Raw genomic sequence first — 22,305 nt, 5'->3', positions numbered from 1 at the left:
TGTCGAGTGGAGTGTCCGATTTTCCGCTGGCACAATCGTCCGGGTCGGGCTCGAAGTGGGAAGTGGTGTGATTCATGAGGGTGTATCGCGGATTCGTACTCGCCGCGGTGGGAGTGGTTGCTTCGGTGGCAGTCCTGTCGGGATGTAGTTCTGCATCGGACGTCTCCGAACCGTCGGTGCCGATCGACTCCAACCCGATGACCGAGCTCATGAAGCCGAAGCTGACCTCCAGCGTCCTCGACGGAGCCGTCGGATTCTCGCCGGCGGACCCGGTGACCGTCTCGGTCGCCGACGGCAAGTTGTCCTCGGTGACGATGCTCAACCCGGAAGGCGTGCCGGTCTCGGGCGCGATCTCGCCCGACGGACTGTCGTGGACCAACACCGAACCGCTCGGCTACGACCGCGAATACCGCGTCCAAGCCGACGCGTACGGACTCGGGGGAGCGTCGAGCACGGTATCGAGCTTCACCACCAGCCAACCCGGCAACTTCACCAAGCCCTACGTTCTGCCGAACCCCGGCGACATCGTCGGAATCGGTCAGCCGGTCGCGGTTCAGTTCGACGAACCGATCACCGACAAAGTGGCCGCACAGAACGCCATCACCGTCACCACGACGCCAGCCGTCGAGGGCGCGTTCTACTGGGTCAACAACAAAGAAGTTCGCTGGCGTCCGCAGAACTACTGGGCACCGGGCACCAAGGTCGACGTGGCGGTGAACGTGTACGGACGCGATCTCGGTGACGACATCTTCGGTCAGGAGAACGCCACGACCTCGTTCACGATCGGTGATGCGGTCATCGCCACCGCCGACGACAACACCAAGCAGGTGACGTTCAACGTCAACGGCCAGGACGTCATCACCATGCCGACATCGATGGGCAAGGACAGCACGCCCACCGACAACGGCGTCTACATCATCGGCGACCGCTTCGAACATCTCGTGATGGATTCCTCGACCTACGGTGTGCCGGTGAATTCGTCCAGCGGATACCGCACCCCGGTCGACTGGGCGACGCGGATGTCCTACAGCGGCATCTTCTTCCACTCCGCACCGTGGTCGGTGGGACAGCAGGGTTATTCCAATGCCTCGCACGGGTGCCTGAACCTGAGCCCCACCAATGCGAAGTGGGTCTACGACAACACCAAGCGCGGCGACATCGTCGTCGTGAAGAACACCGTCGGTGGAACGCTGTCGGGTACCGACGGCCTCGGTGACTGGAACGTCCCGTGGGACGAGTGGAAGGCCGGGAACGCCACCACGGTCTGATCGGACCGTGGTTCGGCCGATCAGCTTCGGTCGCGAGTCTGGTACAGCGAGGGATCGATACCCAGCGTCTTCAGGTAGGCCACCGGTTCGACGCTCGAACCGTTGTTGCGCACCTCGAAGTGCAGATGCGGTCCGGTCGAGTTTCCGGTGCTGCCGACTGCGCCGAGTACATCGCCCGGTGCCACTTCGTCGCCGACCGAGACCGCGATGCTGGACTGGTGGCCGTAGTAGGTCTCGGTGTTGCCACTCTTGACCCGCACGAGCTTGCCGTAGCCGTCGCCTGCGTCTCCGGCCTGAACGACGGTTCCGCCGGTGACCGCGTGGATCGGAGTTCCGCTGTCCGCAGCGAAATCGACACCCTGGTGGAACTGCGCGCCGTTGCCGGTCGGGTTGTTGCGCCCGCCGTAGCCGGAGGTGATGCGGTAGTCGCCTGCATCGATGGGCAGCACTGCTCCACCGAGCCCGATGGTCGGCGGAGCGGTCGGGAGTTCGATCTCGGGTACTTCCGCGGCGCTCGGAGCGTCCGGTGAGTCCGGTGCGGAGAGCACGTCGCTGTCGAGAACGATCGCTGCCACCTGGTTGATGAGGACGCCGGTGGCGTCCAGAACGGCCGCGAGAATCGCGGCCCGTTGCTGCGCGTCGGGCTGCGGTATCGGGATCTGGGGGAGTTCGATGGTGGGTTGAGCGGTGGCCACCGCTGGGCTGAGCAAGCCGGTTGTGCCGATGCACAGTGCTGCCGACAAGATCGAACCCGCTATGACTCTGTGCATTCTGCGACCCACGAAAAGCCTCCTCGTCTGCGTCCTCCGCGCACCTCGGATGGGTGCGCGCAGGACGTAAGAACATGTTCGGTGACGCTTCGGGGCACGCTGAACTCACGTAGCAAAAAACACATGAATCACATTGGTACTTTTCTTCCCCAAAAGTGCCATTGGTAACCGTACGTCACATTAACCCCACAAGAAACCTGAAAGTTGAATTACAACAACGTAATTCGAGGTCAGCGTGGTCGCGGCGGCACCGGAGGGCTCGTCGCTCGGGGAATGGAGACACGAAAAAGGCCGGCCTCACGAGGAGACCGGCCTTGTTCGTATGGGGTGAGCGACGGGACTCGAACCCGCGACATCCAGGATCACAACCTGGTGCTCTACCAGCTGAACTACGCCCACCATTGCACGCATCCGCAGAACCTTTTCGGGCTCTCCATCAGCAGCGTCGACAATACTAGCGGGTTGAATCCCGGGTTGCTAATCCGCCCCTGACTGCGTGTCGAGATCTTGAACGACAGCTGCAATATCGCTGGTGGACGGCCCCGGCTGCGCTACGAAGGCAGTCCGGCGGTAGTACTGCAGCTCCTTGATCGACTCCTTGATGTCCGCCAGGGCGCGGTGCGCAAGGCCCTTGGGTGGCTGTCCGTAGTAGATCCGCGGGTACCACCGGCGGGCGAGTTCCTTGATCGAGCTGACGTCGATCATGCGGTAGTGGAGGTAGGTGTCGAGCGCGGTCATGTCGCGAGAGATGAAGCCGCGATCGGTGCCGATGGAGTTTCCCGCGAGGGGAACGGTCCCGGCCACCGGGACATGCTCCTTGATGTACGCCAGGACGCGCTGCTCGGCTTCCTCCAGCGTCACCGTCGACGCGCGCACCTCGTCGGTCAAGCCCGATTTGGCATGCATGTCGGTGACGACGGCAGGCATGTTCGCCAACGCGTCGTCGTCGGCATGGATGACGATGTCGACACCCTCCCCGAGGATGTTGAGCTCGCTGTCGGTCACCAGCGCCGCAATTTCGATCAGCTTGTCCTTGCTCAGGTCCAAGCCGGTCATTTCACAATCGATCCACACAAGTTTGTCCTGCACTCGCACCACACTAGTGCGAGCTGCTGTGCCACTAGGGTTTGCGGTGGCGATCGAGCCAGTTCAGCATCAGCACACGTTCATGGAGGACGCGGACATGACAGTCGACCCGACGCAGCCGGCACCCACGCTCAGCCCGGCAGAGAAGGCGAGGGCTGCCAAGGCCGCCGCCGTCGAAGCGGCACGGGTTGCCGCCGAAGCTCTGGCCGCAGCGGACGCCGCCGAAGCCGAGGCGTTGGCCGCGGAACAGGGGCAGCCGCAGGCATCGACGGGCAAGGCCGCCGAGATCGCCGCCGGATACGCGTCGGAGGGTGCCGCGTTGGAATTGGGAACCGTGGTGCTGGACAGCGTCACCGATCCGTCCGCTCGTATCCGAATTCCGTTGGCCACGTTGAACAGACATGGACTGGTGGCCGGGGCCACCGGAACCGGAAAGACGAAGACGCTGCAGGGCATTGCCGAACAGCTCTGCGCCGCAGGCGTTCCCGTGGTCATGGCCGACGTCAAAGGTGACTTGTCCGGCCTGTCGCAGCCGGGAGCAGACAACGAGAAGGTCCGCAGCCGAGCAGCGGACACCGGTATTCCGGACTGGGCTCCCGCCGGCCATCCGGTGGAGTTCCTCTCCCTGGGTACCGACGGAATCGGCGTCCCGGTTCGCGCCACCATCACCGCCTTCGGGCCGATTCTGCTCAGCAAGGTGTTGGGGCTGAACAACACTCAGGAATCCACTCTCGGCTTGATCTTCCACTGGGCCGATTCGCAGGGGCTCGCCCTGCTCGATCTCAAAGACCTGCGGTCGGTGATCATGCACCTGACCAGCGACGAGGGCAAAGCCGACCTGAAGGGCATCGGCGGAGTCTCCTCGGCCACCGCAGGGGTGATTCTGCGCGCGCTGGTCAACCTCGAAGCAGACGGCGGCGACACCTTCTTCGGCGAACCCGAGCTCGAGACCGAGGACCTGCTGCGCGTCGGGCCGGACGGCCGAGGCGTGATCGCCCTGTTCGAGCTCGGGGCGCAGGCTTCGCGGCCGGTGATGTTCTCCACGTTCCTGATGTGGGTGCTGGCCGATCTGTTCCAGACGCTGCCCGAGGTGGGTGACGTGGACAAGCCCAAGTTGGTCTTCATCTTCGACGAGGCACACCTGCTGTTCGCCGACGCCTCGAAGGCGTTTCTGCAGCAGGTGGAGCAGACCGTCAAGCTCATCCGCTCCAAGGGTGTCGGTGTCTTCTTCTGCACGCAGCTGCCCACCGACGTCCCCAACGGTGTTCTCTCGCAATTGGGTGCGCGGATTCAGCACGCCCTGCGCGCCTTCACGCCCGACGACCAGAAGGCCTTGAACAAGACGGTCCGCACGTACCCCAAGACCGACGCCTACGACCTGGAGAAGGCGCTGACCTCGTTGGGTACCGGCGAAGCGATCGTGACGGTGCTCTCGGAGAAGGGTGCACCGACTCCTGTGGCGTGGACCAAGATTCGGCCGCCCCGCTCTCTGATGGACACCATCGGCAACGACGCCATCGCGGCGGCCGCGTCGTCGAGCACTCTGTCCTCGAAGTACCGAGAAACGATCGACCGCGAGTCGGCCTACGAGCGGATGAACGCGCGGGTGGCGAACGTACCGGCCCCGGCCGAGAAGTTCGACATCCCGCCCCTGCCTGCGGATCTGCCGGATCTACCGCCGAGCGAGCCGGATGGGCCGTCGGCCGCAGAGCGGATCATGGGCAACCCTGCCGTCAAGAGCTTCCTTCGATCGGCCGCCTCGGCTGCCGGACGGGAGATCTCGCGCAGCATCTTCGGAACCGGACGTCGCCGCCGACGCTGAGCTTGCTCAGTCGGGAGTGGAGCCCGCGGAACGACCAAAATTCGGGTATCAGTTGCCGAGCTTCTTGTAGAAGCTGCCGATGATCGGTGCGGAGATGCTGCGCGGGCTGTACTGGCCGGCCGCCGACATGCCCTTGCTCAGCAGACCCGGTACGACGCGCATCTTGTTCTTCTCGAGGCCCTCGAGAGACACCTTCGCGGTGTAGGCGCTGTCGATCCACAAGAAATCGGGAACCATCTTGTCGACGATCGAGGCCTCGGCCGGGTCCGGTGTCTCGGTGCGGACCGGGCCGGGAGCGAGGAGGGTGACGTTGACTCCGGTACCCGCCAGCTCACCGCGCAGTGACTCCGAGAACGTGTTCACGAAGGCCTTGGTCGCTGCATAGGTCGCGTTGTTGGGGATGGCCATGTTACCCGCCGCCGAACCGGTGATCAGGATGCCGCCCGCTCCGCGACCGATCATGCCGGGCATGACCGCCAGTGTGAGGTCGTGCACCGCAACGGCATTGAGCTCGACCTGGTCGCGCTCGTACGCGGGATCGAGACCGGACAACGGCCCGAACGTTGCTATCCCTGCGTTGTTGCACAGGATCGAGATCTCGCGCTCGGACAGCTCGGTCACCAGTTCCTGTCGCTGCTCACGGTTCGACAGATCCGACTGACGCACCTCGACGGTGACGCCGTACTCGGCCGTGAGCTTTGCGGCCAACGCCTCGAGCAATTCGCCGCGTCGAGCCACCACGATCAGTGAATGACCTCGGGCGGCGAGTTCGGTGGCCAGGGCTTCACCGATTCCGGAAGAGGCTCCGGTGACGACGGCGCGGGCATCTGGGCTGGGCTTGGGCAGGCTCACGGTGAGACAGGCTAGCGGACAGATCAGATCGTGGCCGCGAGCCGGGTGCCTTGCTCGATGGCCCGCTTGGCGTCGAGCTCCGCAGCGACGTCCGCACCGCCGATGATGTGCGTGGTGGTGCCCGCGGCCTTCAGGTCGTCGACCAAGTCGCGTACCGATTCCTGGCCGGCGCAGATCACGATGGTGTCCACCTCGAGAACGCGGGGACGCTCGTGCTTGTCACCGAAGGAGATGTGCAGGCCCGCATCGTCGATCTTCTCGTAGTTGACACCCGAAAGCTGATGCACGCCTTTGGCTTTCAGTGCAGCTCGATGAACCCAGCCGGTCGTCTTCGCCAGTCCTGCGCCGATGCGTCCCGGCTTGCGTTGCAGCAGATACACCTCACGCGGAGAGGGTGCGGGTACCGGAGTCGTCAACGCCCCCGGCGCGGCCTCGGGCTCGGTGACGCCCCACTCCTGCTTCCATTCCTTCAGATCCAAGGTGGGGGAGGCGTCGGTGGTGAGGAACTCGGAGATGTCGATACCGATACCGCCTGCACCGATGACCGCGACCCGATCGCCGACGGGCCTGCCGTCGCGCACCAGTTCTGCGTACGACAGGACCGAGGGGTGCTCGATGCCGGGGATACTCGGCATTCGGGGAGTGACGCCGGTGGCCAGCACCACCTCGTCGAACTCGCCTGCGACGAGTTCGGCGGCGGTGACTCGGGTGTCGAGGTGAACGGCGACGTCTGCGCTGCGAAGTGCACTGGAGAAGTACCGGATCGTCTCGGCGAACTCCTCCTTGCCGGGTATGAGTCGCGCGATTCCGAACTGCCCGCCGATCTCGTCTCTGGCCTCGAAGAGGCTGACGGCGTGTCCGCGTTGCGCGAGATTGAGCGCGGCGGCCAGGCCTGCGGGTCCGGCTCCGACGACCGCCACCTTCTTGGTCATCTTCGTCGGCAGCAGTTGCAGGTCGATCTCGCGTCCGGCACGCGGGTTGACCAGGCACGAGACCTTCTTGTGCACGAAGGCGTGGTCCAGGCAGGCCTGATTGCAGGCGATGCACGTGTTGATCCGGTCGGCGGAGTCGGTGGCGGCTTTCTCGACCCAGAACGGATCGGCCAGCATCGGCCTGGCCATCGCGATCAACTGCGCGTCGCCGCGAGCCAGAATGTTCTCGGCGATCTCGGGCATGTTGATGCGATTGGACGCGGCGACCGGGATGGACACGTGCTTCTCGAGCTTGCCGGTGATGTCCGCGAATGCGGCGCGGGGAACCGAGGTGACGATGGTCGGCACCCGCGACTCGTGCCAGCCGATATCGGTGTTGATGATGTTCGCACCCGCAGCTTCGACGTCCTCGGCCAGCGCGACGATGTCGTCCCAGCTCTGGCCTTGTTCGACCAGATCGGCCATCGACAGCCGGAACACGACGAGGAAGTCGGGGCCCACGGCCGCTCGCGTCTGCCGCACGATCTCCACGGCCATCCGCCGACGGTTTTTCGCCGAACCGCCCCACTCGTCACGTCGCTTGTTGGTGCGCTCGGAGAGGAACTGGTTGATGAAGTAACCCTCTCCGCCCATGATCTCGACGCCGTCGTAGCCGGCGCTCTGCGCGAGCCGGGCGCAGCGTACGTAGTTGCGGATCTGCCAGCGGACGCCCCTCGATGTCAGTCGCCGCGGCCGAAAGGGATTGATGGGAGCCTTGATCGACGACGCCGACACGCTCAGCGGCTGGTAGGAGTAGCGCCCGGCATGCAGGATCTGCAGTGCGATCTTGCCGCCTTCGTCATGGACGGCAGCAGTGATCCGGCGATGCCGACGGGCTTCGATGCGGTTGGTCAGCTTGGCTCCGAACGGCAACAGCCAACCGGTGCGATTGGGGGCATAGCCCCCGGTGATGATCAGCGCGACTCCGCCGCGGGCACGCTCGGCGAAGTAGGCCGCCAGGCGGCCGGTGTCGCGGGCGCGATCTTCGAGGCCGGTGTGAATCGATCCCATGATCACGCGGTTCTTCAGCGTGGTTGCGCCGACATCCAACGGAGACAACAGAATCGGATACGGGCCAGCAGTCTGCTCGGTCTTCACAGCTTCTCCAATACCTCGGTGCACCACTCGGTGAATCCTTCTTCGACGCGAATTCCGCCGCGCAGCACCAGGTATTGATGCAACGCGGTGCCGGTGAGGGCAGCGGGGGCCGGAAAGTCCTGCTTCTCGATCAGTCGATAGACGTCGAGGCGGGTGGCATGAACATCGCGATGGCGGGCGACTTCGATCTTGAGAGCATCGATGTCACCGTTGGCGGCCCCGCGGATCTTGACCGCGAGCTCCTCGCGTAGCTGCGAAGGATCGGTCGGAGCGGCGATCCAGCGATCGAGCTCCGCGCGACCCGCAGCGCTGACGGAGTAGACCTTCTTGTCCGGCCGGCCGTCCTGCGCGACTGCCTCTCCGGTGATCCACCCAGCCCCGTCCATCCGCGTCAGCGTCCGGTAGATCTGCTGATGCGTTGCGCTCCAGAAGAATCCGATCGACTTGTCGAAGCGGCGGGCGAGCTCGTACCCCGAGCCGCAGAGCTCGGTGAGGGAAACCAGAATCGCGTGTTCCAAAGCCACACCCGAGAGTATGTATGCAACACGGTGACTATGCAACTAGGTGCACCGATGAATTCGGATGCCGCGGTCTAGTGTTGGCAACCATGGGAACCCAGCCGGAGGCCGCTGTCGTCGGAGTCGCCACAACGCGTAAGCAGGTCACCGCCTGGGGGTTCTGGGACTGGGGCTCGGCCGCGTTCAACGCCGTCATTCTCACGTTCGTGTTCTCGGTGTATCTCACCGACGCCGTCGGCGACGATCTGCCCGGTTCCATCTCGGCCACCACCTGGTTCAGCTGGTCGATTGCCGTGTCCAGCGTTGTCATCGCACTACTCGCGCCGGTCTGCGGGCAGTACTTCGACGCGCGCGGCAAACGTAAGTGGCTGCTGGGGGTGTTGACCGCGCTGACGGTCGTCGCCATGGCCGGCCTGTTCTTCGTCGAGGACGACTACCACTATCTGTGGCTCGGCCTGTTGCTGCTCGGTCTCGGATCCATCATGTTCGAGCTGGCGAGCATCCCGTACAACTCGATGCTGCGGCAGGTCTCCACTCCGGCGAACATCGGCCGAGTATCCGGGTTCGGTTGGTCCATGGGCTATTTCGGCGGAATCGTACTGCTGCTCCTGTGCTACGTCGGTTTCATCGCCGGCGACGGTGACACCCGCGGAGTTCTGGGGCTGAGCACCGACGGCGGACTGAACATCCGACTCGTCGCTCTACTCGCTGCCGTGTGGTTCGCCGTCTCGGCCATCCCGGTGCTGCTCGCCGTTCCCGAGGTACCCCGCGCCGTCGCCGATCCGAAGGCCGCAGAGGCCGGCTTCGCGGCCTCGTACCGCGTCTTGTTCCGTGATGTCCGTGAGCTGTGGAGTGCAGACCGCCGCGCCGTCTACTACCTCATCGCCAGTGCACTGTTCAGGGACGGGCTGGCAGGGGTCTTCACTTTCGGTGCCGTTCTCGCTGTCAGCGTCTACGGCATCGGAGCAGGCGATGTCCTGCTGTTCGGTGTCGCTGCCAATGTCATCGCCGGGCTCGGAGCGATCGTGGCCGGACGGTTCGACGACAGAATCGGCCCGAAGAAGGTGATCGTCTTCTCGCTCACCTGCATGATCGCCGCCGGGACGATTCTGCTGTTCGTCTCGGGACCGACGATGTTCTGGATCTTCGGGCTGATCCTGTGCCTGTTCGTCGGGCCGGCGCAGTCGTCCGCCCGCACCTTCCTGGCTCGGCTGGCTCCACCGGGACGCGAAGGTCAATTCTTCGGACTGTTCGCTACGACGGGACGCGCCGCCTCGTTCCTCGCGCCGTCGCTGTTCGGTCTGTTCGTGTGGATGTTCGACGCCGATCGCGCGGGTATCGCCGGGCTGATCATCGTCCTCGCTGCCGGCCTGCTGGCGCTGCTGAAGGTACGCGCACCCGAACAGGTCTAGACAGACTCGATACGGGCCAGTATCTCGGCCGTCAGTTCCTCGGGCGCTTCTTCCGGGATCCAGTGCGAGATGCCGTCCAATTCGACGAATCTGTACGGCGCATCGACGAATTCGCCGCAGCGCTCCGCTCCAGCTCGACCGATGGCGGTGTCGCCGTTGCTCCAGACGTAGGTGGTGGGCACGGTCACCGGAGGAAGGTTTGCGAACTCCCTGGTCATCGCGGCGTACCAGCTCGATGCGGCCGTCAGCGCGCCGGGGACGGTGAGATGCCGAACGTATTCGTCGTCGAGGCTGTCCGCACCGAACATCGCGCGCAGCCGCTGTGCGTCGTTCTCGACCAGAACTCGCTCGGCCTTCTCCGGTTCTCGGAGCAGACCGAAGTACGTCGACCGTTCCTGCTGATCCGGATCCTCGCGGATGGCCCAGTTGAACGCGGCCGAATGCGGGACCGACGCCGCCGTGAGAGTACGTACGCGATCCGGATGTTCGGCTGCGAGATGCCAGGCGACCACCGCACCCCAGTCGTGTCCGACCAGATGCGCCGACGGCAGCTCGAGCGTGTCGAGCAATCCGAGGATGTCGCCGGTGAGATGTTCGATGCGGTAGTGCTCGACGCCGACCGGACGCGCACCGGGGGAGTAGCCCCGCTGGTTCGGGGCGATCACGCGACAGCCTACGGCGACCAGGCCGGGCGTTACCGCGGTCCACGACGCGTTGGTCTGCGGAAAGCCGTGCAGCGCAACCACCGGAACGCCGTCCGGTGGTCCAGACATCTCGACCTCGAACACGTACTCGCCGACATTTACCTCGGTCATGAACATCCCTTCGCGGCCGTCTCGTTCTCGAACGGTCAAGCCCGTCGTGGTTCCCATCGGCTCATCCCGAGCATGATCATGCGGATCTGCTTCTCGGTCCGCTCGATCAGATCCTTCTCGTTCTGACTACCCGGTCTGTCGATTTCCAACAGGCCGACCACCGCGGTGAGCATCGTCGAGACGAGCAGGTCGGCGGTCATCTCCAGATCGGCGACGTCCCACTGCTCGAGCCCGGGCATGCGGGACAGGTCGATGGTCAGCTCGCTGACGAACAGTCGTAGTTCGGTGGCGAAGGCGCGGCGCACTCCGGTCACGCCGCCGTACCGTTCGCGACTGAGAAAGCGGAATTGATCCTCGTGAGAGCGAACCTGGCGAACCAGGATGCCGAAGGACTCGGTGGCCGTCTTGGTGCTGGGGTTGCGTCGGGCGTCGCGCAGCATCTGTCGCAGCATCCGCATGCTGTCCTCGACGAGAGCGACGCCGAGGTCCTCCATGGAAGCGAAGTGTCGATAGAACGCGGTGGGGACGATGCCGGCGGATCGAGCGACCTCACGGAGGCTGACGCTGGCGAAGGAACGCTCGCGGAGCAGGTCCAGGGTGCCCTCGATCAGTGCTTGCCGCGTGCGCTCCTTGCGCTCGGCGCGGGTCCCCGGTTCTGTCACAACGTCCAGTTTATGGGCGCGCACTCTGTGATCTCCCTTCCGGTTCCTCCCCGGCACCCACAGAACTGTCGATTCGCTCTGTAACGGCGGTCACATAAACGTTGACAGGTACCGGTGTCGCTCTGCCACACTCATGTTAGTGCACAATCGTTCACTGAATGGGTCGTAGGTTTCGATCCGGTAAGGGAGGATGGAATGACGCTTCAAGAACGTCCGTCGCGGGCCTCGGGTTCGCGCAAGTTCTCGCTTCTTTCCCTGTTCGAGGCCATGGCCACGCCCCACGCGCTCGATCGTTACCTCGAACTCGTCGACCCGATGACGACCGTTCGTGACCTTCGCGGCGAAGTGACCGAGATACACCGGTCCACCGAAGACTCGTTGACGCTCACCATCCGTCCCACGCGTCAGTGGAAGGGTTTCAAGGCCGGCCAGTTCGTTCAGGTCGGAGTCGTCATCGACGGAGTACGCCACACCCGCTGCTACTCGCCCGCGTGCTCGCAGTACCGCAAGGACGGCCGGATCGAACTGACGATCAAGGCGCATCCCGAGGGTCTGGTGTCGCAGTACCTGCACAAGAACGCGTACGTCGGCCTGGTGGTCAGCCTGTCGCAGGCGGACGGCACGTTCGAGCTTCCCCAACCACGCCCGGCAAAGACGTTGCTGATCAGCGGTGGCAGCGGTATCACGCCGGTGCTGTCCATGCTCAGGTCGCTGCTGGACGAGGGGTACAGCAGCGACCTGACCTTCCTGCACTACGCGTTCACCGAAAACGACGTCGCGTACAAGAAGGACCTCGAGAAGATCGCCGCCCAGCACGAGAACGTGAACATCGTCTTCGCGTACACCGAGCAGAAGACCGGCGGCGACCTGCACGGGTTCTTCGGCCAGGAACATCTCGATGCGGTGGCCCCGTGGTTCGCCGAGGCCGACACCTTCCTGTGTGGACCTCCCGGACTGATGAAGAGCGTGACGTCCTACTTCGACGACGCAGGTCTCAGCGAGCGGCTGCACCTCGAGGAGTTCACACCCTCGTTCGCCACCGTCAGCGACGACGTCACCGGAACCACCACGTTCTCCGGCAGCGACGTGTCCTCGGAGAACGACGGCGAGACGCTGCTCGAACAGGCCGAAGCAGCGGGACTCTCACCGGCCAACGGCTGCCGGATGGGTATCTGCTTCACCTGTACCTCGGTGAAGAAGTCCGGCTGCACCAAGAACATCAAGACGGGTGAGACCGACACCGAATCGGACAAGAAGATCCAGCTGTGCGTGTCCGTTGCCGTGGGCGACGTCGACATCGACATCTAGATCCACCTCGAACAGCGACAACCCCAAGACCCATCTCGACCCGATCGAATTGGAGATCATCAGATGCTCGGAACGATTCTCTCGATCCTGCCCACCACCGTCCTGCCCTTCCGACGTGACGAGACCCTGCCGGATCAGCCGACCGTGCTGACCTACGAACAGGTCGAGGAACTGGGCCGCGAACTCGACGACCTGCGCGCCCGCACCGTCGCCAAGCTCGGTGACGAGGACCGCGAATACATCTACAAGATCATCAAGGCGCAGCGCGGCCTCGAGGTCGCCGGACGCGCGTTGATGTACCTGCCCTTCCTTCCGCCTGCATGGCTCGCAGGCGTCGGTGCCCTCGGAGTGGCGAAGATTCTCGACAACATGGAGATCGGCCACAACGTCATGCACGGCCAGTACGACTGGATGCGTGAGCCCGGCCTCAACTCCGAGGTGTTCGAGTGGGACACCGTCTGCCCGGCAGACCAGTGGAAGCACTCGCACAACTACATGCACCACACGTTCACCAACATCGTCGGCATGGACCGCGACATCGGTTACGGCATCCTGCGTATGGATCAGGACCAGAAGTGGAACCCGTACTACCTCGGCAACCCGGTGTACGCGTTCCTGCTGATGACGTTCTTCGAGTGGGGCGTCATGCTGCACGACCTCGAGACGGAGAACATCGTCGCGGGCAAGCGCAAGTGGCACGACGTCAAGCCGCTGCTGCAGGGCATGTGGCGCAAGGCGGGTAAGCAGGCCCTCAAGGATTACGTGATCTTCCCCGCGCTGACCGGCCCGTTCTTCGCGTCCACCGTGGTCGGCAACGTCGCCGCCAACCTCATCCGCAACGTGTGGACCTACTCGATCATCTTCTGCGGCCACTTCCCGACCGGAGTCCAGACCTTCAGCAAGGAAGAGACCGCCGAGGAGAGCCGCGGCGAATGGTACGTGCGACAGATGCTGGGATCGGCCAACATCGAGGGAACTCCGCTGTTCCACATCATGTCGGGCAACCTCTCGCACCAGATCGAGCACCACCTGTTCCCCGATCTGCCCGCGCACCGCTACCCGCAGATTGCGCCGGAGGTCAAGGCCCTGTGCGAGAAGTACGACCTGCCCTACAACACCGGCGGCTTCTTTCACCAGATCGGCACCGTGTGGGGCAAGATCTTCAAGCTCGCCCTGCCCAACTCGCTCACAGGATCGGCGGCTCCGGCCGGTGTTATCGTCGAGCGTAAGAAGACCAGCGCAGCGTGACGACTTCGAAGGGGGCGGTCCTGTTGGTAGGAAAGTTCGAGCGCAACAAGGACACCGTGCAGGAGTTCACCGAATCGGCCGCGACTCACGTCGGCCGGATCGTGGTGATCATCGCCGGAGCCGTCCGCGACGTCACTCGTGAAATCGGTGATCTGATCACCGACGGAATCGAAATGCGTGAGGCGGCGAAGAAGGCGGAGCGTGACGCGCCGCTGGGCACCGTGATCAACGGCGAGTTCGAGACCCGCGAACGGTAAGAAGTACCGGATCCACCAGCGCCGCCCGAGCAATGCTCGGGCGGCGCTGTCGTGTGCCCACTGTCAGCGTGCGCGGAGCCGCCACAGTGACGTGGTTTCGCGTGAGCGTGCCGTGTGCAGCACGTCGGAGCTGTCGGTGACGCGCGAATGCGTCGGGGTGGTGTCGGTTCGGCCGAGGACGGCCAGGCCTGCCGCGTCGATGGCGGTGAGAAGTTCTGCGCGCGTGACCAATCCGAGCAGCTCGGCGAGGTCGGACACGATCAGCCACGCCTCACCGTTCGGCGTCAGGTGCCCGCGGAGTCGGCTGAGGAAGGACTTGAGCATTCGCGACCCGGGGTCGTACACCGCATGTTCGATGCCCGACGTGGGTTTCGTGGGAATCCACGGCGGATTGCACACGATCAGTCCCGCACGCCCGGACGGGAAGATGTCGGCCTGCACCACCTCGACCCGATCGGCGAATCCGAGAGCATCGACGTTGGCTCGTGCGCACGCGATCGACCGCGGATCCTTGTCGGTCGCGACCACCGAGGTCACGCCGCGGCGGGCGAGCACTGCCGCCAGAACGCCCGAGCCGGTGCCGATGTCGAACGCTCGGTCCGTGTCCGGCAGCGGTGCGTCGGCGACGAGTTGGATGTACTCGCCGCGGACGGGGGAGAAGACGCCGTAGTGCGGGTGGATCGAGGCATTCAGCGCCGGCACGAAGACACCCTTGCGACGCCATTCGTGTGCGCCGACCATGCCGAGCAGCTCGCGCAACGACAGCACGCACGGCGCGGCGTCGGGGCCGAGCGCCTCTGTTACGGCTGCACGGACTTCCGGAGCTCGGCCCAGGTCGAGTCCAAAGCTCGAATCGAGTTCCACCAGAAGCATTCCCAGCACGCGGGCACGTCTGGCTTGATGTTGACGATGCAGATGAAACTGCTCCGCAGGTGACGCGTCGGAAGTCTGTTTGGCCGCTGGTACCCGCCGGGTCATCGCCGACAGCAGCTGCCGAGCATTGTTGTAATCGCCGCGCCACAACAGAGCCTCGCCGATCGTGGCCAGCTTGTATGCCACGTCTGCCGTCGTCGAATCGTCGACGATGCGTACCGTGCGGGGTGCGGGAGCGCCGTTCTCCGACTGCCAGCGGCACGTCCGCTCGCTACCGTCCTCGATCCACGTGATGCTCATGCCGTGCGCTTCGTTCACGCTGCGGTGTGCGGGTACTCCGCACTGCGATGTTGGAAGGCAAGGATATTCGGGTTCACGATGATGCCGCCCCTGATCTCGATCGAACGCTCGATGGTGGAATCGGTACTCCACGCCGAGGGGCCGTCGAGCACGATCCGAAGGTACGGCAGCAGAGATTCGCTGATTTCCCAGGTAGCAGAGTTCCACAGGTACGAGGGGCTGTGGTCGACGGCGTAATAGCGCACGTTGTCGCCCACGGTGAACATGGGATCGGCGAACGACGTGGGCTTGGCCCACTCGAACCCCATGCCCTCGTCGCACGAGACGTCCACCACGAGGGTGCCAGGCGCGAGAGTCGGCAGGTCCTGGTTCGTCAAGAATGTCAGTGGTGAATTAGTATCCTGCAGAACACAATTGACGATGACGTCGTGGTCGGCGAGGAAGCTCGACAGTGGTACGCGGCCGTCGGGGGTGAGGGCCCGACTCTGGCGTGGATCGGCGTCGTCGAGATCGAAGTTGACGATGTTGGCCGAGTGGATCGGCGAACTCACCGCAGTGACGCCGCGCTGGGTGAGAACGTCCACATCGTGAATGCCATGGGCATTGAGTGCAGTGACCGCACCGCGAGCGGTGGCACCGAAACCGATGACCGCAGCCCGCAACCGGCGACCGTAATCACCGGTGGACCCGATCAGTTGCAGTGCGTGCAGCACCGAGCAGTAGCCGGCCAACTCGTTGTTCTTGTGGAACACATGCAGATTGAACGAGCCCTCGTGGGTCCAGTGATTCATCGCCTCGAAGGCGATCAGCGTGAGCTTGCGGTCGACGGCGATCTGGGTGAGCTCTTCGTCCTGTACGCAGTGCGGCCAGCCCCACAGTGTCTGCCCTGGGCGCAAGGATGCGAGATCCTCGGCCTGGGGCTTGGGCAACAGGATCACATCGCACTCGGCGATGAGTTGGTCGCGCGTGCGAATGCCCGCCACCTGGGTGGCCAGGTGCTCGTCCGAAATTCCGAACGGCTCGCCGTAGCCGGATTCGAGGAACATTCGGGCGCGGATATCGGCATCTATTCGATCGAAATGCAGTGGGTGAATCGGTAGTCGCCGCTCATCGGGCTTGCGCGAACGTGAGAGGACTCCGAGAGTGAGCTGATGCACGTGTGACCCTTCGTTATGCGAAGTCAACCACAGTGAGCCGAACGGACTTACGTTTCTGCTGGTCAGAGGGTGCCCCCGGCAGGATTCGAACCTGCGACCAAGGGATTAGAAGGCCCTTGCTCTATCCCCTGAGCTACGGAGGCTGGCACGTGCGGGCGGACCCGCTCGAGCACGGTTGACGAGTGTACCTTTCCGTATACGCCGATCGCGCCGGCATGGGTTGGGCGATGGTCGCAGCGGGAAAGCGGTGGTTTCGGAATCGTTCCGACCCCAGGTCGAAGGAGGTGCTGTGCACGACGTCCTCGACGACGCGCTGCGCACCTGGCAGTCCGGCGACGTGGCAGCGGTCGCGACGGTGGTCCGCACCTTCGATTCCGCGCCGCGTCCGGTCGGAGCGTCCATGCTCGTCGGTTCCGACGGTGCGGTGGCCGGTTCGGTCTCCGGCGGCTGCGTCGAAGGCGCGGTCTACGAACTCGCGCAGGACGTCATGCGCACCGGGGCTCCGGTGCTCACCCGATACGGGGTATCGGACGACGATGCGTTCGCCGTCGGGCTCACCTGCGGCGGAACGCTCGACGTGTTCGTCGAAGTGCTCACCCGACAGACGTTTCCCGAATTCGAGGCCCTCGTCGCGGACGTTCGTGCCAATGTGCCCGTGGCGATGGCGACAGTCGTCGCGCACGGCGATCCGGAACGGGTCGGCCGCAGGATCGTCGTCGGAGAATCGGGCACCCGAGGCTCGCTCGGCAGCGAGCGTGCCGACGCTGCCGTGGCCGACGATGCGAAAGGGCTTCTCGCCGCGGGCCGTTCGGCTGTCCTGACCTACGGGCCCGACGGCCAGCGACGGGGCGAGGGGATGGAGGTGTTCGTCTCGAGCCACGCTCCGCCGCCGCGGATGCTGGTGTTCGGAGCCATCGATTTCGCTGCCGCGGTGGCGCAGCAGGGCGCATTCCTCGGGTACCGCGTCACGGTCTGCGACGCACGGGCAGTCTTCGCGACTCCGCAGCGGTTCCCCGCAGCCGAGCAGGTCGTGGTCGCGTGGCCGCACGACTATCTATCCGCACAGATCGCGGCGGGGGAGGTGGACGAACGCACCGTCGTCTGTGTGTTGACCCACGACCCCAAATTCGACGTGCCACTGCTCGAGGTGGCGTTACGCATTCCATCGCTGGCGTTCGTCGGCGCGATGGGATCGCGCCGAACCCACGACGACCGCATGGCTCGGTTGCGGGCTTCCGGTCTGACGGAGACGGAACTCACTCGTCTGGCCAGCCCGATCGGTCTCGATCTCGGCGCGCGCACCCCGCAGGAGACGGCCGTGTCGATCGCAGCGGAGATCATCGCCCACCGCTGGGGCGGTACCGGTGAACCGCTGCGCGCCCGACACGGTCGCATCCATCACGACGCGACCGAGGCCGCGAGCACGGACAAGTACGACGCTGTGTAGGACTCGCGTTTCGAGTACTCCCGATCACCTCTTACTCTGGTGGTATGGCAACACCGGATCTCGAGAAGCCCGAACCCTCGACCGCTGAACTCCCGGCGGACGATGTCCGGGCGAACGACGGTTCGACGAACGACGATCCACGGTCGACCACGACGACGGTGTTCGCCACCGCAGGCGTCATCGCCGGTGTGGTCGCCGCACTCATCGTGATGCTCTCCGCCTCCGATGCGCTGGTATTGCTCGGAATCCCGGATCCGGGCCCGGCCACCACGTACGGTCTGCCTGCGCTGAGGGCCATCGGCGAGATCGCCGCCGTCATCGCCATCGGATCCTTTCTGCTGGCCGCGTTCCTCGTACCGCCGCAGAAGAACGGGATTCTCGACGTCGACGGCTACCGCGCGGTCCGGACCGGTTCGGTGGCGTCGATCATCTGGGCCGTCTGCGCCCTGCTTCTGGTGCCTTTGACGTTGTCCGACACCTCGGGGCAGCCGTTCGCCGAGGCCATCAAACCGGCGAACCTGTGGATTGCGCTCGACCAGGTGGAGATCGCCAGTGCCTGGCGCTGGACCGCCATCATGGCCGTTGTGCTCGCCATCGCGTCGCGCACGGTGTTGCGGTGGGCCTGGACGCCCGCACTGCTCGGGTTCTCCCTCGCGACGCTGCTGCCGATCGCGCTCAGCGGACACTCCTCGGCGGGCGGCTCGCACGACATCGCCACCAACAGCTTGATCCTGCACCTCGGGGCCGCGTCGCTGTGGGCGGGCGGATTGTTCGCGCTGCTGGCGCACGTTCGCAGGCGCGGTGCACACGCCGATGTCGCGGCTCGCCGATTCTCCACGATCGCCGGAGTCTGTTTCGTGGTCATGGGCATCAGCGGCGTCATCAACGCCCTGGTCCGGGTTTCGCTCGCCGACCTGTTCACCACCACCTACGGCCTGCTGATCGTGGGCAAGATCGTCGCCCTGATCGTGCTGGGTGGCTTCGGCTGGATGCAGCGCCGCCGCGCCCTACCGGCCCTGATCGCCGATCCCACGGCCCGCGGGCCGCTGCTCCGGTTCGCCGGTGCCGAGGTGCTGGTCCTCGCTGCGACCATCGGCCTGGCCGTCGGGCTCGGCCGCACACCGCCCCCCGCCGAGATCGACCCCAACCTCACGACCACGGAAGCGGCACTCGGGTACAACCTCAGTGGCCCGCCGACGTTCGCGCGCATGGCTCTGGACTGGCGCTTCGATCTGATCTTCGGCACCGCGGCAATCGTCATGGCCGTGGTGTACCTGATCGGAGTCCGCCGTCTGCGGCTGCGCGGCGACGCATGGCCCGTCGGCCGTACTGTCGCGTGGGTGCTGGGCTGCCTCACGCTGCTGATCAGCACGTCCTCGGGAATCGGTCGCTACTCCACGGCCGTGTTCAGCGTGCACATGACCGGACACATGATGCTCTCGATGCTGGCCCCCGTCCTCCTCGCGCTCGGTGGCGCGCTGACGCTGGCATTGCGGGTACTGCCTGCGGCAGGCAAGGACGGCGTCCCCGGGATGCGCGAGTGGTTGCTGATGGGCCTGCACAGTCGACTTTCGCAGTTCGTCACCCACCCGCTCGTCGCGGCGCTGATCTTCGTCGGCGGCTTCTACGTGCTCTACCTCGGCGGAATCTTCGGGGCGGTACTGGACAGTCACGGCGCGCACCTTCTGATGAACCTGCACTTCGTGCTCAGCGGTTACCTGTTCTACTGGACCGTCATCGGAGTCGATCCGTCTCCGCGCAAGATCGCTCCGGTCACCAAACTCGCCGTCGTGTTCGGTTCGCTACCGTTCCATGCCTTCTTCGGAGTGGCTCTGATGAGCATGCACACCGTGATGGGTGGCTGGTTCTACCGGACGCTCGGGCTGGACTGGAACTCCGACCTGCTCGGAGATCAGAAGCTCGGCGGCGGAATCGCCTGGGCCACGGGCGAGGTTCCACTGGTGCTCGTCATGCTGGCGTTGCTGATCCAATGGACCCGCAGCGACGATCGAGATGCCAGGCGCAGTGACCGCGCCGCCGAGCGCGATCACGATGCCGACCTGGCCGCGCACAACGCGATGTTCGCCGAGCTCGCACGACGCGAACGGACCGGTGAGCAGTAGTACTCGGTCGGTTCAGCCGGTCTCGGCGATCTTGCTCAACAGTCGGTTCAGCTCGTCGCGTTCCGCGGGCTCGAGGCCGTCGAACATTTCCGACGACACCTGACGGCGCGCGTCGTCGATTCTGTCCAACAGCGCGCGGCCGGTGTCGGTCAGCTCGACCAGGACGGCTCGCCGATCGCTCGGATCCTGTTGCCGGATCACCAGGTGCGCCGCCTCGAGGGAGTCGACGATGTCGGTGGCCGATCGCGCGACGATGCGCAGGTGCTCGGCGAGATCGCGTAGTCGCACGGACTCCGGCTCGCGCGCCAACACGTGCAGGGCCCGACTCTGAGAGGGATTGAGGCCGAACGGTTCCAACGCAGTCATGTGGCTGCGCCGGATCTGCCGCGCGACGGCCATGAACTGCTCGCTCAGGTTGGGCGAGTGTCCGGTTTCCATGTACGGGATCATAGCGACGGTTGCTCACCACCTCATAGTGAGGTAGCCTCTGCATATTACTTCAGCTATCACGGAGGTCTACTTGGAAAGCCGACCCGAACGTTCTCTCCTCGCGTCCGATCCAGCACCCGTGCGCCGAGTCCTGGCTCTGTTCACGCCCTACCGCCGCAAGATCGCCGTCGTCAGCGCGATCATCGTCGTCAGCGCGATCATCGCGCTCGCGTCCCCCTTACTCCTCCGCGAACTCCTCGATCATGCGATACCCGACCGCGACGTCACGCTCGTCAGCCTGATCGCACTCGGCATGATCGCAGTCGCAGTCGCCACCAACACTCTCGGCGTCGTGCAGACCTGGATGTCCAACGGCGTCGGTCAGCGACTCATGCACGATCTACGCGTCCAGGTCTACTCGCACCTGCAACGCCAATCCCTCGGATTCTTCGCACGCACCCGCACCGGCGAGGTGCAATCACGCATCGCCAACGACATCGGCGGCATGCAATCGGTGGTCACCAATACCGCAACGTCCATCGCGCAGAACGCGACGACCGTTGCCGCGACGGTGGTCGCACTCTTCCTGCTCGACTGGAAGCTCGCCACGTTCTCGTTGATCATCCTGCCGGTCTTCGTCCGTGTCGCTCGCCGCATCGGCGACGAGCGGCGCAAGATCTCCACCAAGCGACAGAAGCTGCTCAGCGACCTGTCGGTGCAGATCGAGGAATCACTCTCGGTCAGCGGCATTCTGCTGGGCAAGACCACCGGTTCCGCACAGGTCTTGACCGAGAAGTTCGCCGACCGATCCCACGAAGTGGCCGGCGTCGAACTCGCGGCGATGATGGCAGGGAAGTGGCGCATGGCCACGATCCAGATCAGTTTCGCCGTCATGCCTGCTCTGGTGTACTGGTTCGCCGGCATCACCATCGGGCAGGGGAGCGCACTGACGATCGGAACTCTCGTCGCGTTCACCGCTCTGCAGACCCAATTGTTCCGGCCCACCATGCAATTGCTCAACACCGGCGTCGAGGTGCAGGCCTCGCTCGCCCTGTTCGGGCGAGTGTTCGAGTACCTCGATCTGCCGATCGACGTGGCCGAGCCCGCCCATCCGGTGGCGCTGCCTCGCGAGTCCGTCCGCGGAGACGTCGCCTTCCGCGCCGTGGACTTCACCTACACCTCGGCAACGGTTCCGACTTTGACCGGCATCGACCTCGAGGTCCCGGCAGGCAGCACGCTCGCTCTCGTCGGCGCAACCGGGTCCGGCAAGACGACTCTGGGCTATCTCGTTGCGCGGCTGCATGATCCGACGGCCGGATCGGTGACGATCGACCGCATCGACCTGCGGGAGATGGCGTCGGAGAACATCGCCGACCTGGTCGGCGTCGTCTCCCAGGAGACGTACCTGTTCCACGCCACCATTCGAGAGAACTTACGATTCGCCAAACCCGACGCCACCGACGAGGAGATTTTCGCGGCGGCCCGAACGGCACAGATCCACGATTTCATCGACGGCCTCGACGACGGGTACGACACCATGGTCGGCGAACGCGGATACCGCTTCTCGGGCGGTGAGAAGCAACGCATCGCCATTGCCCGAACGGTGTTGCGCAATCCACCGATCCTGGTGCTCGACGAAGCGACCAGCGCCCTCGACAATCGCACCGAACGCGCAGTGCAAACCGCGCTCGACGGCCTGATGAACGGGCGAACGACCATCCTCATCGCGCATCGACTGTCCACGGTGCGCTCCGCGGACAGCATCGCAGTACTCGATCACGGCGTCGTTCGTGAGGTCGGAAGCCACGAATCCCTGTTGGAGAACGACGGCATGTACGCCCAATTGGTCCGAGCCGCAGACGATGTGGTGGACAGTGTTGCCGCATGAG

The 22,305-nt window shown here is 64.7% G+C and carries 19 protein-coding genes and 2 tRNA genes; 9 read left to right on the top strand and 12 right to left on the bottom strand.

Going from position 1 to position 22,305, the window contains the following annotated elements; all coding sequences use genetic code 11:
• Positions 1-74: 74 nt before the first annotated feature.
• Positions 75-1,268, top strand: a complete 1,194-nt coding sequence (locus QM615_RS20470; RefSeq protein ID WP_283347846.1) for a L,D-transpeptidase — start codon at positions 75-77, stop codon at positions 1,266-1,268.
• A 20-nt stretch (positions 1,269-1,288) separates the two neighbouring features.
• On the opposite strand, the gene QM615_RS20465 is transcribed toward QM615_RS20470, so the two are convergent.
• The 3 genes from QM615_RS20465 to orn all read right to left on the bottom strand — a co-directional run bounded on the left by QM615_RS20465 (position 1,289) and on the right by orn (position 3,127).
• Positions 1,289-2,038: a M23 family metallopeptidase gene (locus QM615_RS20465; RefSeq protein ID WP_269593746.1), complete on the bottom strand. Its 750-nt coding sequence runs from the start codon at positions 2,036-2,038 to the stop codon at positions 1,289-1,291.
• A 323-nt stretch (positions 2,039-2,361) separates the two neighbouring features.
• Positions 2,362-2,437: transfer RNA gene (locus QM615_RS20460), tRNA-His, on the bottom strand.
• A gap of 78 nt (positions 2,438-2,515) precedes the next feature.
• The gene (gene orn, locus QM615_RS20455) at positions 2,516-3,127 is read right to left on the bottom strand and encodes an oligoribonuclease (protein ID WP_283347845.1); all 612 of its coding nucleotides are present in this window, start codon (positions 3,125-3,127) and stop codon (positions 2,516-2,518) included.
• A 94-nt stretch (positions 3,128-3,221) separates the two neighbouring features.
• Between orn and QM615_RS20450 the strand changes: the two genes are divergently transcribed.
• Positions 3,222-4,946, top strand: a complete 1,725-nt coding sequence (locus tag QM615_RS20450) for a helicase HerA-like domain-containing protein (RefSeq protein ID WP_283347844.1) — start codon at positions 3,222-3,224, stop codon at positions 4,944-4,946.
• Positions 4,947-4,994: 48 nt separating this feature from the next.
• Here QM615_RS20450 and cmrA read toward each other — a convergent pair whose 3' ends face one another.
• The 3 genes from cmrA to QM615_RS20435 are packed head-to-tail and all read right to left on the bottom strand — an operon-like array spanning position 4,995 to position 8,391.
• Positions 4,995-5,798, bottom strand: a complete 804-nt coding sequence (gene cmrA / locus QM615_RS20445; protein ID WP_068050011.1) for a mycolate reductase — start codon at positions 5,796-5,798, stop codon at positions 4,995-4,997.
• 23 nt (positions 5,799-5,821) lie between these two features.
• Positions 5,822-7,867: an NADPH-dependent 2,4-dienoyl-CoA reductase gene (locus QM615_RS20440; RefSeq protein ID WP_283347843.1), complete on the bottom strand. Its 2,046-nt coding sequence runs from the start codon at positions 7,865-7,867 to the stop codon at positions 5,822-5,824.
• A complete protein-coding gene (locus QM615_RS20435; protein ID WP_269593749.1) occupies positions 7,864-8,391 on the bottom strand; it encodes a PadR family transcriptional regulator in 528 nt (175 codons plus the stop codon). The genes QM615_RS20440 and QM615_RS20435 overlap by 4 nt, the downstream gene beginning before the upstream one ends.
• An 83-nt stretch (positions 8,392-8,474) precedes the next feature.
• On the opposite strand from QM615_RS20435, the gene QM615_RS20430 reads away from it, so the two are divergent.
• Positions 8,475-9,797, top strand: a complete 1,323-nt coding sequence (locus QM615_RS20430) for an MFS transporter (RefSeq protein WP_269593750.1) — start codon at positions 8,475-8,477, stop codon at positions 9,795-9,797.
• On the opposite strand, the gene QM615_RS20425 is transcribed toward QM615_RS20430, so the two are convergent.
• Together QM615_RS20425 and QM615_RS20420 are read right to left on the bottom strand one after the other, a co-directional pair.
• Positions 9,794-10,618, bottom strand: coding sequence for an alpha/beta fold hydrolase (locus tag QM615_RS20425; RefSeq protein ID WP_269593979.1), 825 nt, complete (start codon positions 10,616-10,618; stop codon positions 9,794-9,796). The two genes, QM615_RS20430 and QM615_RS20425, sit on opposite strands and share 4 nt — an antisense overlap.
• Positions 10,619-10,647: 29 nt before the next feature.
• Complete coding sequence (locus QM615_RS20420; RefSeq protein WP_149406285.1) at positions 10,648-11,274, bottom strand: TetR family transcriptional regulator; 627 nt, start codon at positions 11,272-11,274, stop codon at positions 10,648-10,650.
• 195 nt (positions 11,275-11,469) lie between these two features.
• Here QM615_RS20420 and QM615_RS20415 point away from each other — a divergent pair, with 195 nt between their 5' ends.
• From QM615_RS20415 to QM615_RS20405, 3 genes are all read left to right on the top strand, one after another.
• Positions 11,470-12,582, top strand: a complete 1,113-nt coding sequence (locus tag QM615_RS20415) for a ferredoxin reductase (RefSeq protein WP_094670061.1) — start codon at positions 11,470-11,472, stop codon at positions 12,580-12,582.
• 63 nt (positions 12,583-12,645) lie between these two features.
• Positions 12,646-13,830, top strand: coding sequence for a fatty acid desaturase family protein (locus QM615_RS20410; protein ID WP_068050025.1), 1,185 nt, complete (start codon positions 12,646-12,648; stop codon positions 13,828-13,830).
• A 23-nt stretch (positions 13,831-13,853) separates the two neighbouring features.
• Positions 13,854-14,087, top strand: a complete 234-nt coding sequence (locus tag QM615_RS20405) for a hypothetical protein (protein ID WP_032394788.1) — start codon at positions 13,854-13,856, stop codon at positions 14,085-14,087.
• A 63-nt stretch (positions 14,088-14,150) separates the two neighbouring features.
• On the opposite strand, the gene QM615_RS20400 is transcribed toward QM615_RS20405, so the two are convergent.
• From QM615_RS20400 to QM615_RS20390, 3 genes are all read right to left on the bottom strand, one after another.
• Positions 14,151-15,260, bottom strand: a complete 1,110-nt coding sequence (locus QM615_RS20400) for a methyltransferase (RefSeq protein ID WP_269593751.1) — start codon at positions 15,258-15,260, stop codon at positions 14,151-14,153.
• A gap of 14 nt (positions 15,261-15,274) precedes the next feature.
• Positions 15,275-16,417: a N(5)-(carboxyethyl)ornithine synthase gene (locus QM615_RS20395; protein WP_149406282.1), complete on the bottom strand. Its 1,143-nt coding sequence runs from the start codon at positions 16,415-16,417 to the stop codon at positions 15,275-15,277.
• Positions 16,418-16,487: 70 nt separating this feature from the next.
• Positions 16,488-16,560, bottom strand: a tRNA-Arg gene (locus QM615_RS20390).
• 146 nt (positions 16,561-16,706) lie between these two features.
• Here QM615_RS20390 and QM615_RS20385 point away from each other — a divergent pair.
• Together QM615_RS20385 and QM615_RS20380 are read left to right on the top strand one after the other, a co-directional pair.
• Positions 16,707-17,864, top strand: a complete 1,158-nt coding sequence (locus QM615_RS20385) for an XdhC family protein (protein ID WP_269593752.1) — start codon at positions 16,707-16,709, stop codon at positions 17,862-17,864.
• 209 nt (positions 17,865-18,073) lie between these two features.
• Positions 18,074-19,987 (top strand): bifunctional copper resistance protein CopD/cytochrome c oxidase assembly protein, encoded by a 1,914-nt coding sequence (locus tag QM615_RS20380; protein ID WP_269593980.1) that lies wholly within the window; start codon positions 18,074-18,076, stop codon positions 19,985-19,987.
• A gap of 12 nt (positions 19,988-19,999) precedes the next feature.
• Here the strand turns inward: QM615_RS20380 and QM615_RS20375 are convergent, their stop codons facing one another.
• Entirely contained in the window at positions 20,000-20,425 is a 426-nt protein-coding gene (locus QM615_RS20375; RefSeq protein WP_231893809.1) for a MarR family winged helix-turn-helix transcriptional regulator, read from the bottom strand.
• A gap of 130 nt (positions 20,426-20,555) precedes the next feature.
• Here QM615_RS20375 and QM615_RS20370 point away from each other — a divergent pair, with 130 nt between their 5' ends.
• Positions 20,556-22,304 (top strand): ABC transporter ATP-binding protein, encoded by a 1,749-nt coding sequence (locus tag QM615_RS20370; RefSeq protein WP_283278821.1) that lies wholly within the window; start codon positions 20,556-20,558, stop codon positions 22,302-22,304.
• The last annotated feature ends 1 nt before the right edge of the window (position 22,305 follow it).

The sequence above is a fragment of the Rhodococcus sp. IEGM 1341 genome, from assembly GCF_030056895.1.
GTDB lineage: Bacteria > Actinomycetota > Actinomycetes > Mycobacteriales > Mycobacteriaceae > Rhodococcoides.
The sequence above is the reverse complement of the archived record's forward strand: the minus strand, read 5'-3'. Positions and strand labels throughout refer to the sequence as shown.

Coding starts and splice junctions, on each gene's coding strand:
- QM615_RS20465 (WP_269593746.1), bottom strand. CDS start 2,038: ATGCACAGAGTCATAGCGGGTTCGATCTTGTCGGCAGCACTGTGCATC.
- QM615_RS20400 (WP_269593751.1), bottom strand. CDS start 15,260: ATGAGCATCACGTGGATCGAGGACGGTAGCGAGCGGACGTGCCGCTGG.
- QM615_RS20450 (WP_283347844.1), top strand. CDS start 3,222: ATGACAGTCGACCCGACGCAGCCGGCACCCACGCTCAGCCCGGCAGAG.
- QM615_RS20415 (WP_094670061.1), top strand. CDS start 11,470: ATGACGCTTCAAGAACGTCCGTCGCGGGCCTCGGGTTCGCGCAAGTTC.
- QM615_RS20430 (WP_269593750.1), top strand. CDS start 8,475: ATGGGAACCCAGCCGGAGGCCGCTGTCGTCGGAGTCGCCACAACGCGT.
- QM615_RS20425 (WP_269593979.1), bottom strand. CDS start 10,618: ATGTTCATGACCGAGGTAAATGTCGGCGAGTACGTGTTCGAGGTCGAG.
- QM615_RS20410 (WP_068050025.1), top strand. CDS start 12,646: ATGCTCGGAACGATTCTCTCGATCCTGCCCACCACCGTCCTGCCCTTC.
- QM615_RS20380 (WP_269593980.1), top strand. CDS start 18,074: ATGCTCTCCGCCTCCGATGCGCTGGTATTGCTCGGAATCCCGGATCCG.
- QM615_RS20375 (WP_231893809.1), bottom strand. CDS start 20,425: ATGGAAACCGGACACTCGCCCAACCTGAGCGAGCAGTTCATGGCCGTC.
- QM615_RS20470 (WP_283347846.1), top strand. CDS start 75: ATGAGGGTGTATCGCGGATTCGTACTCGCCGCGGTGGGAGTGGTTGCT.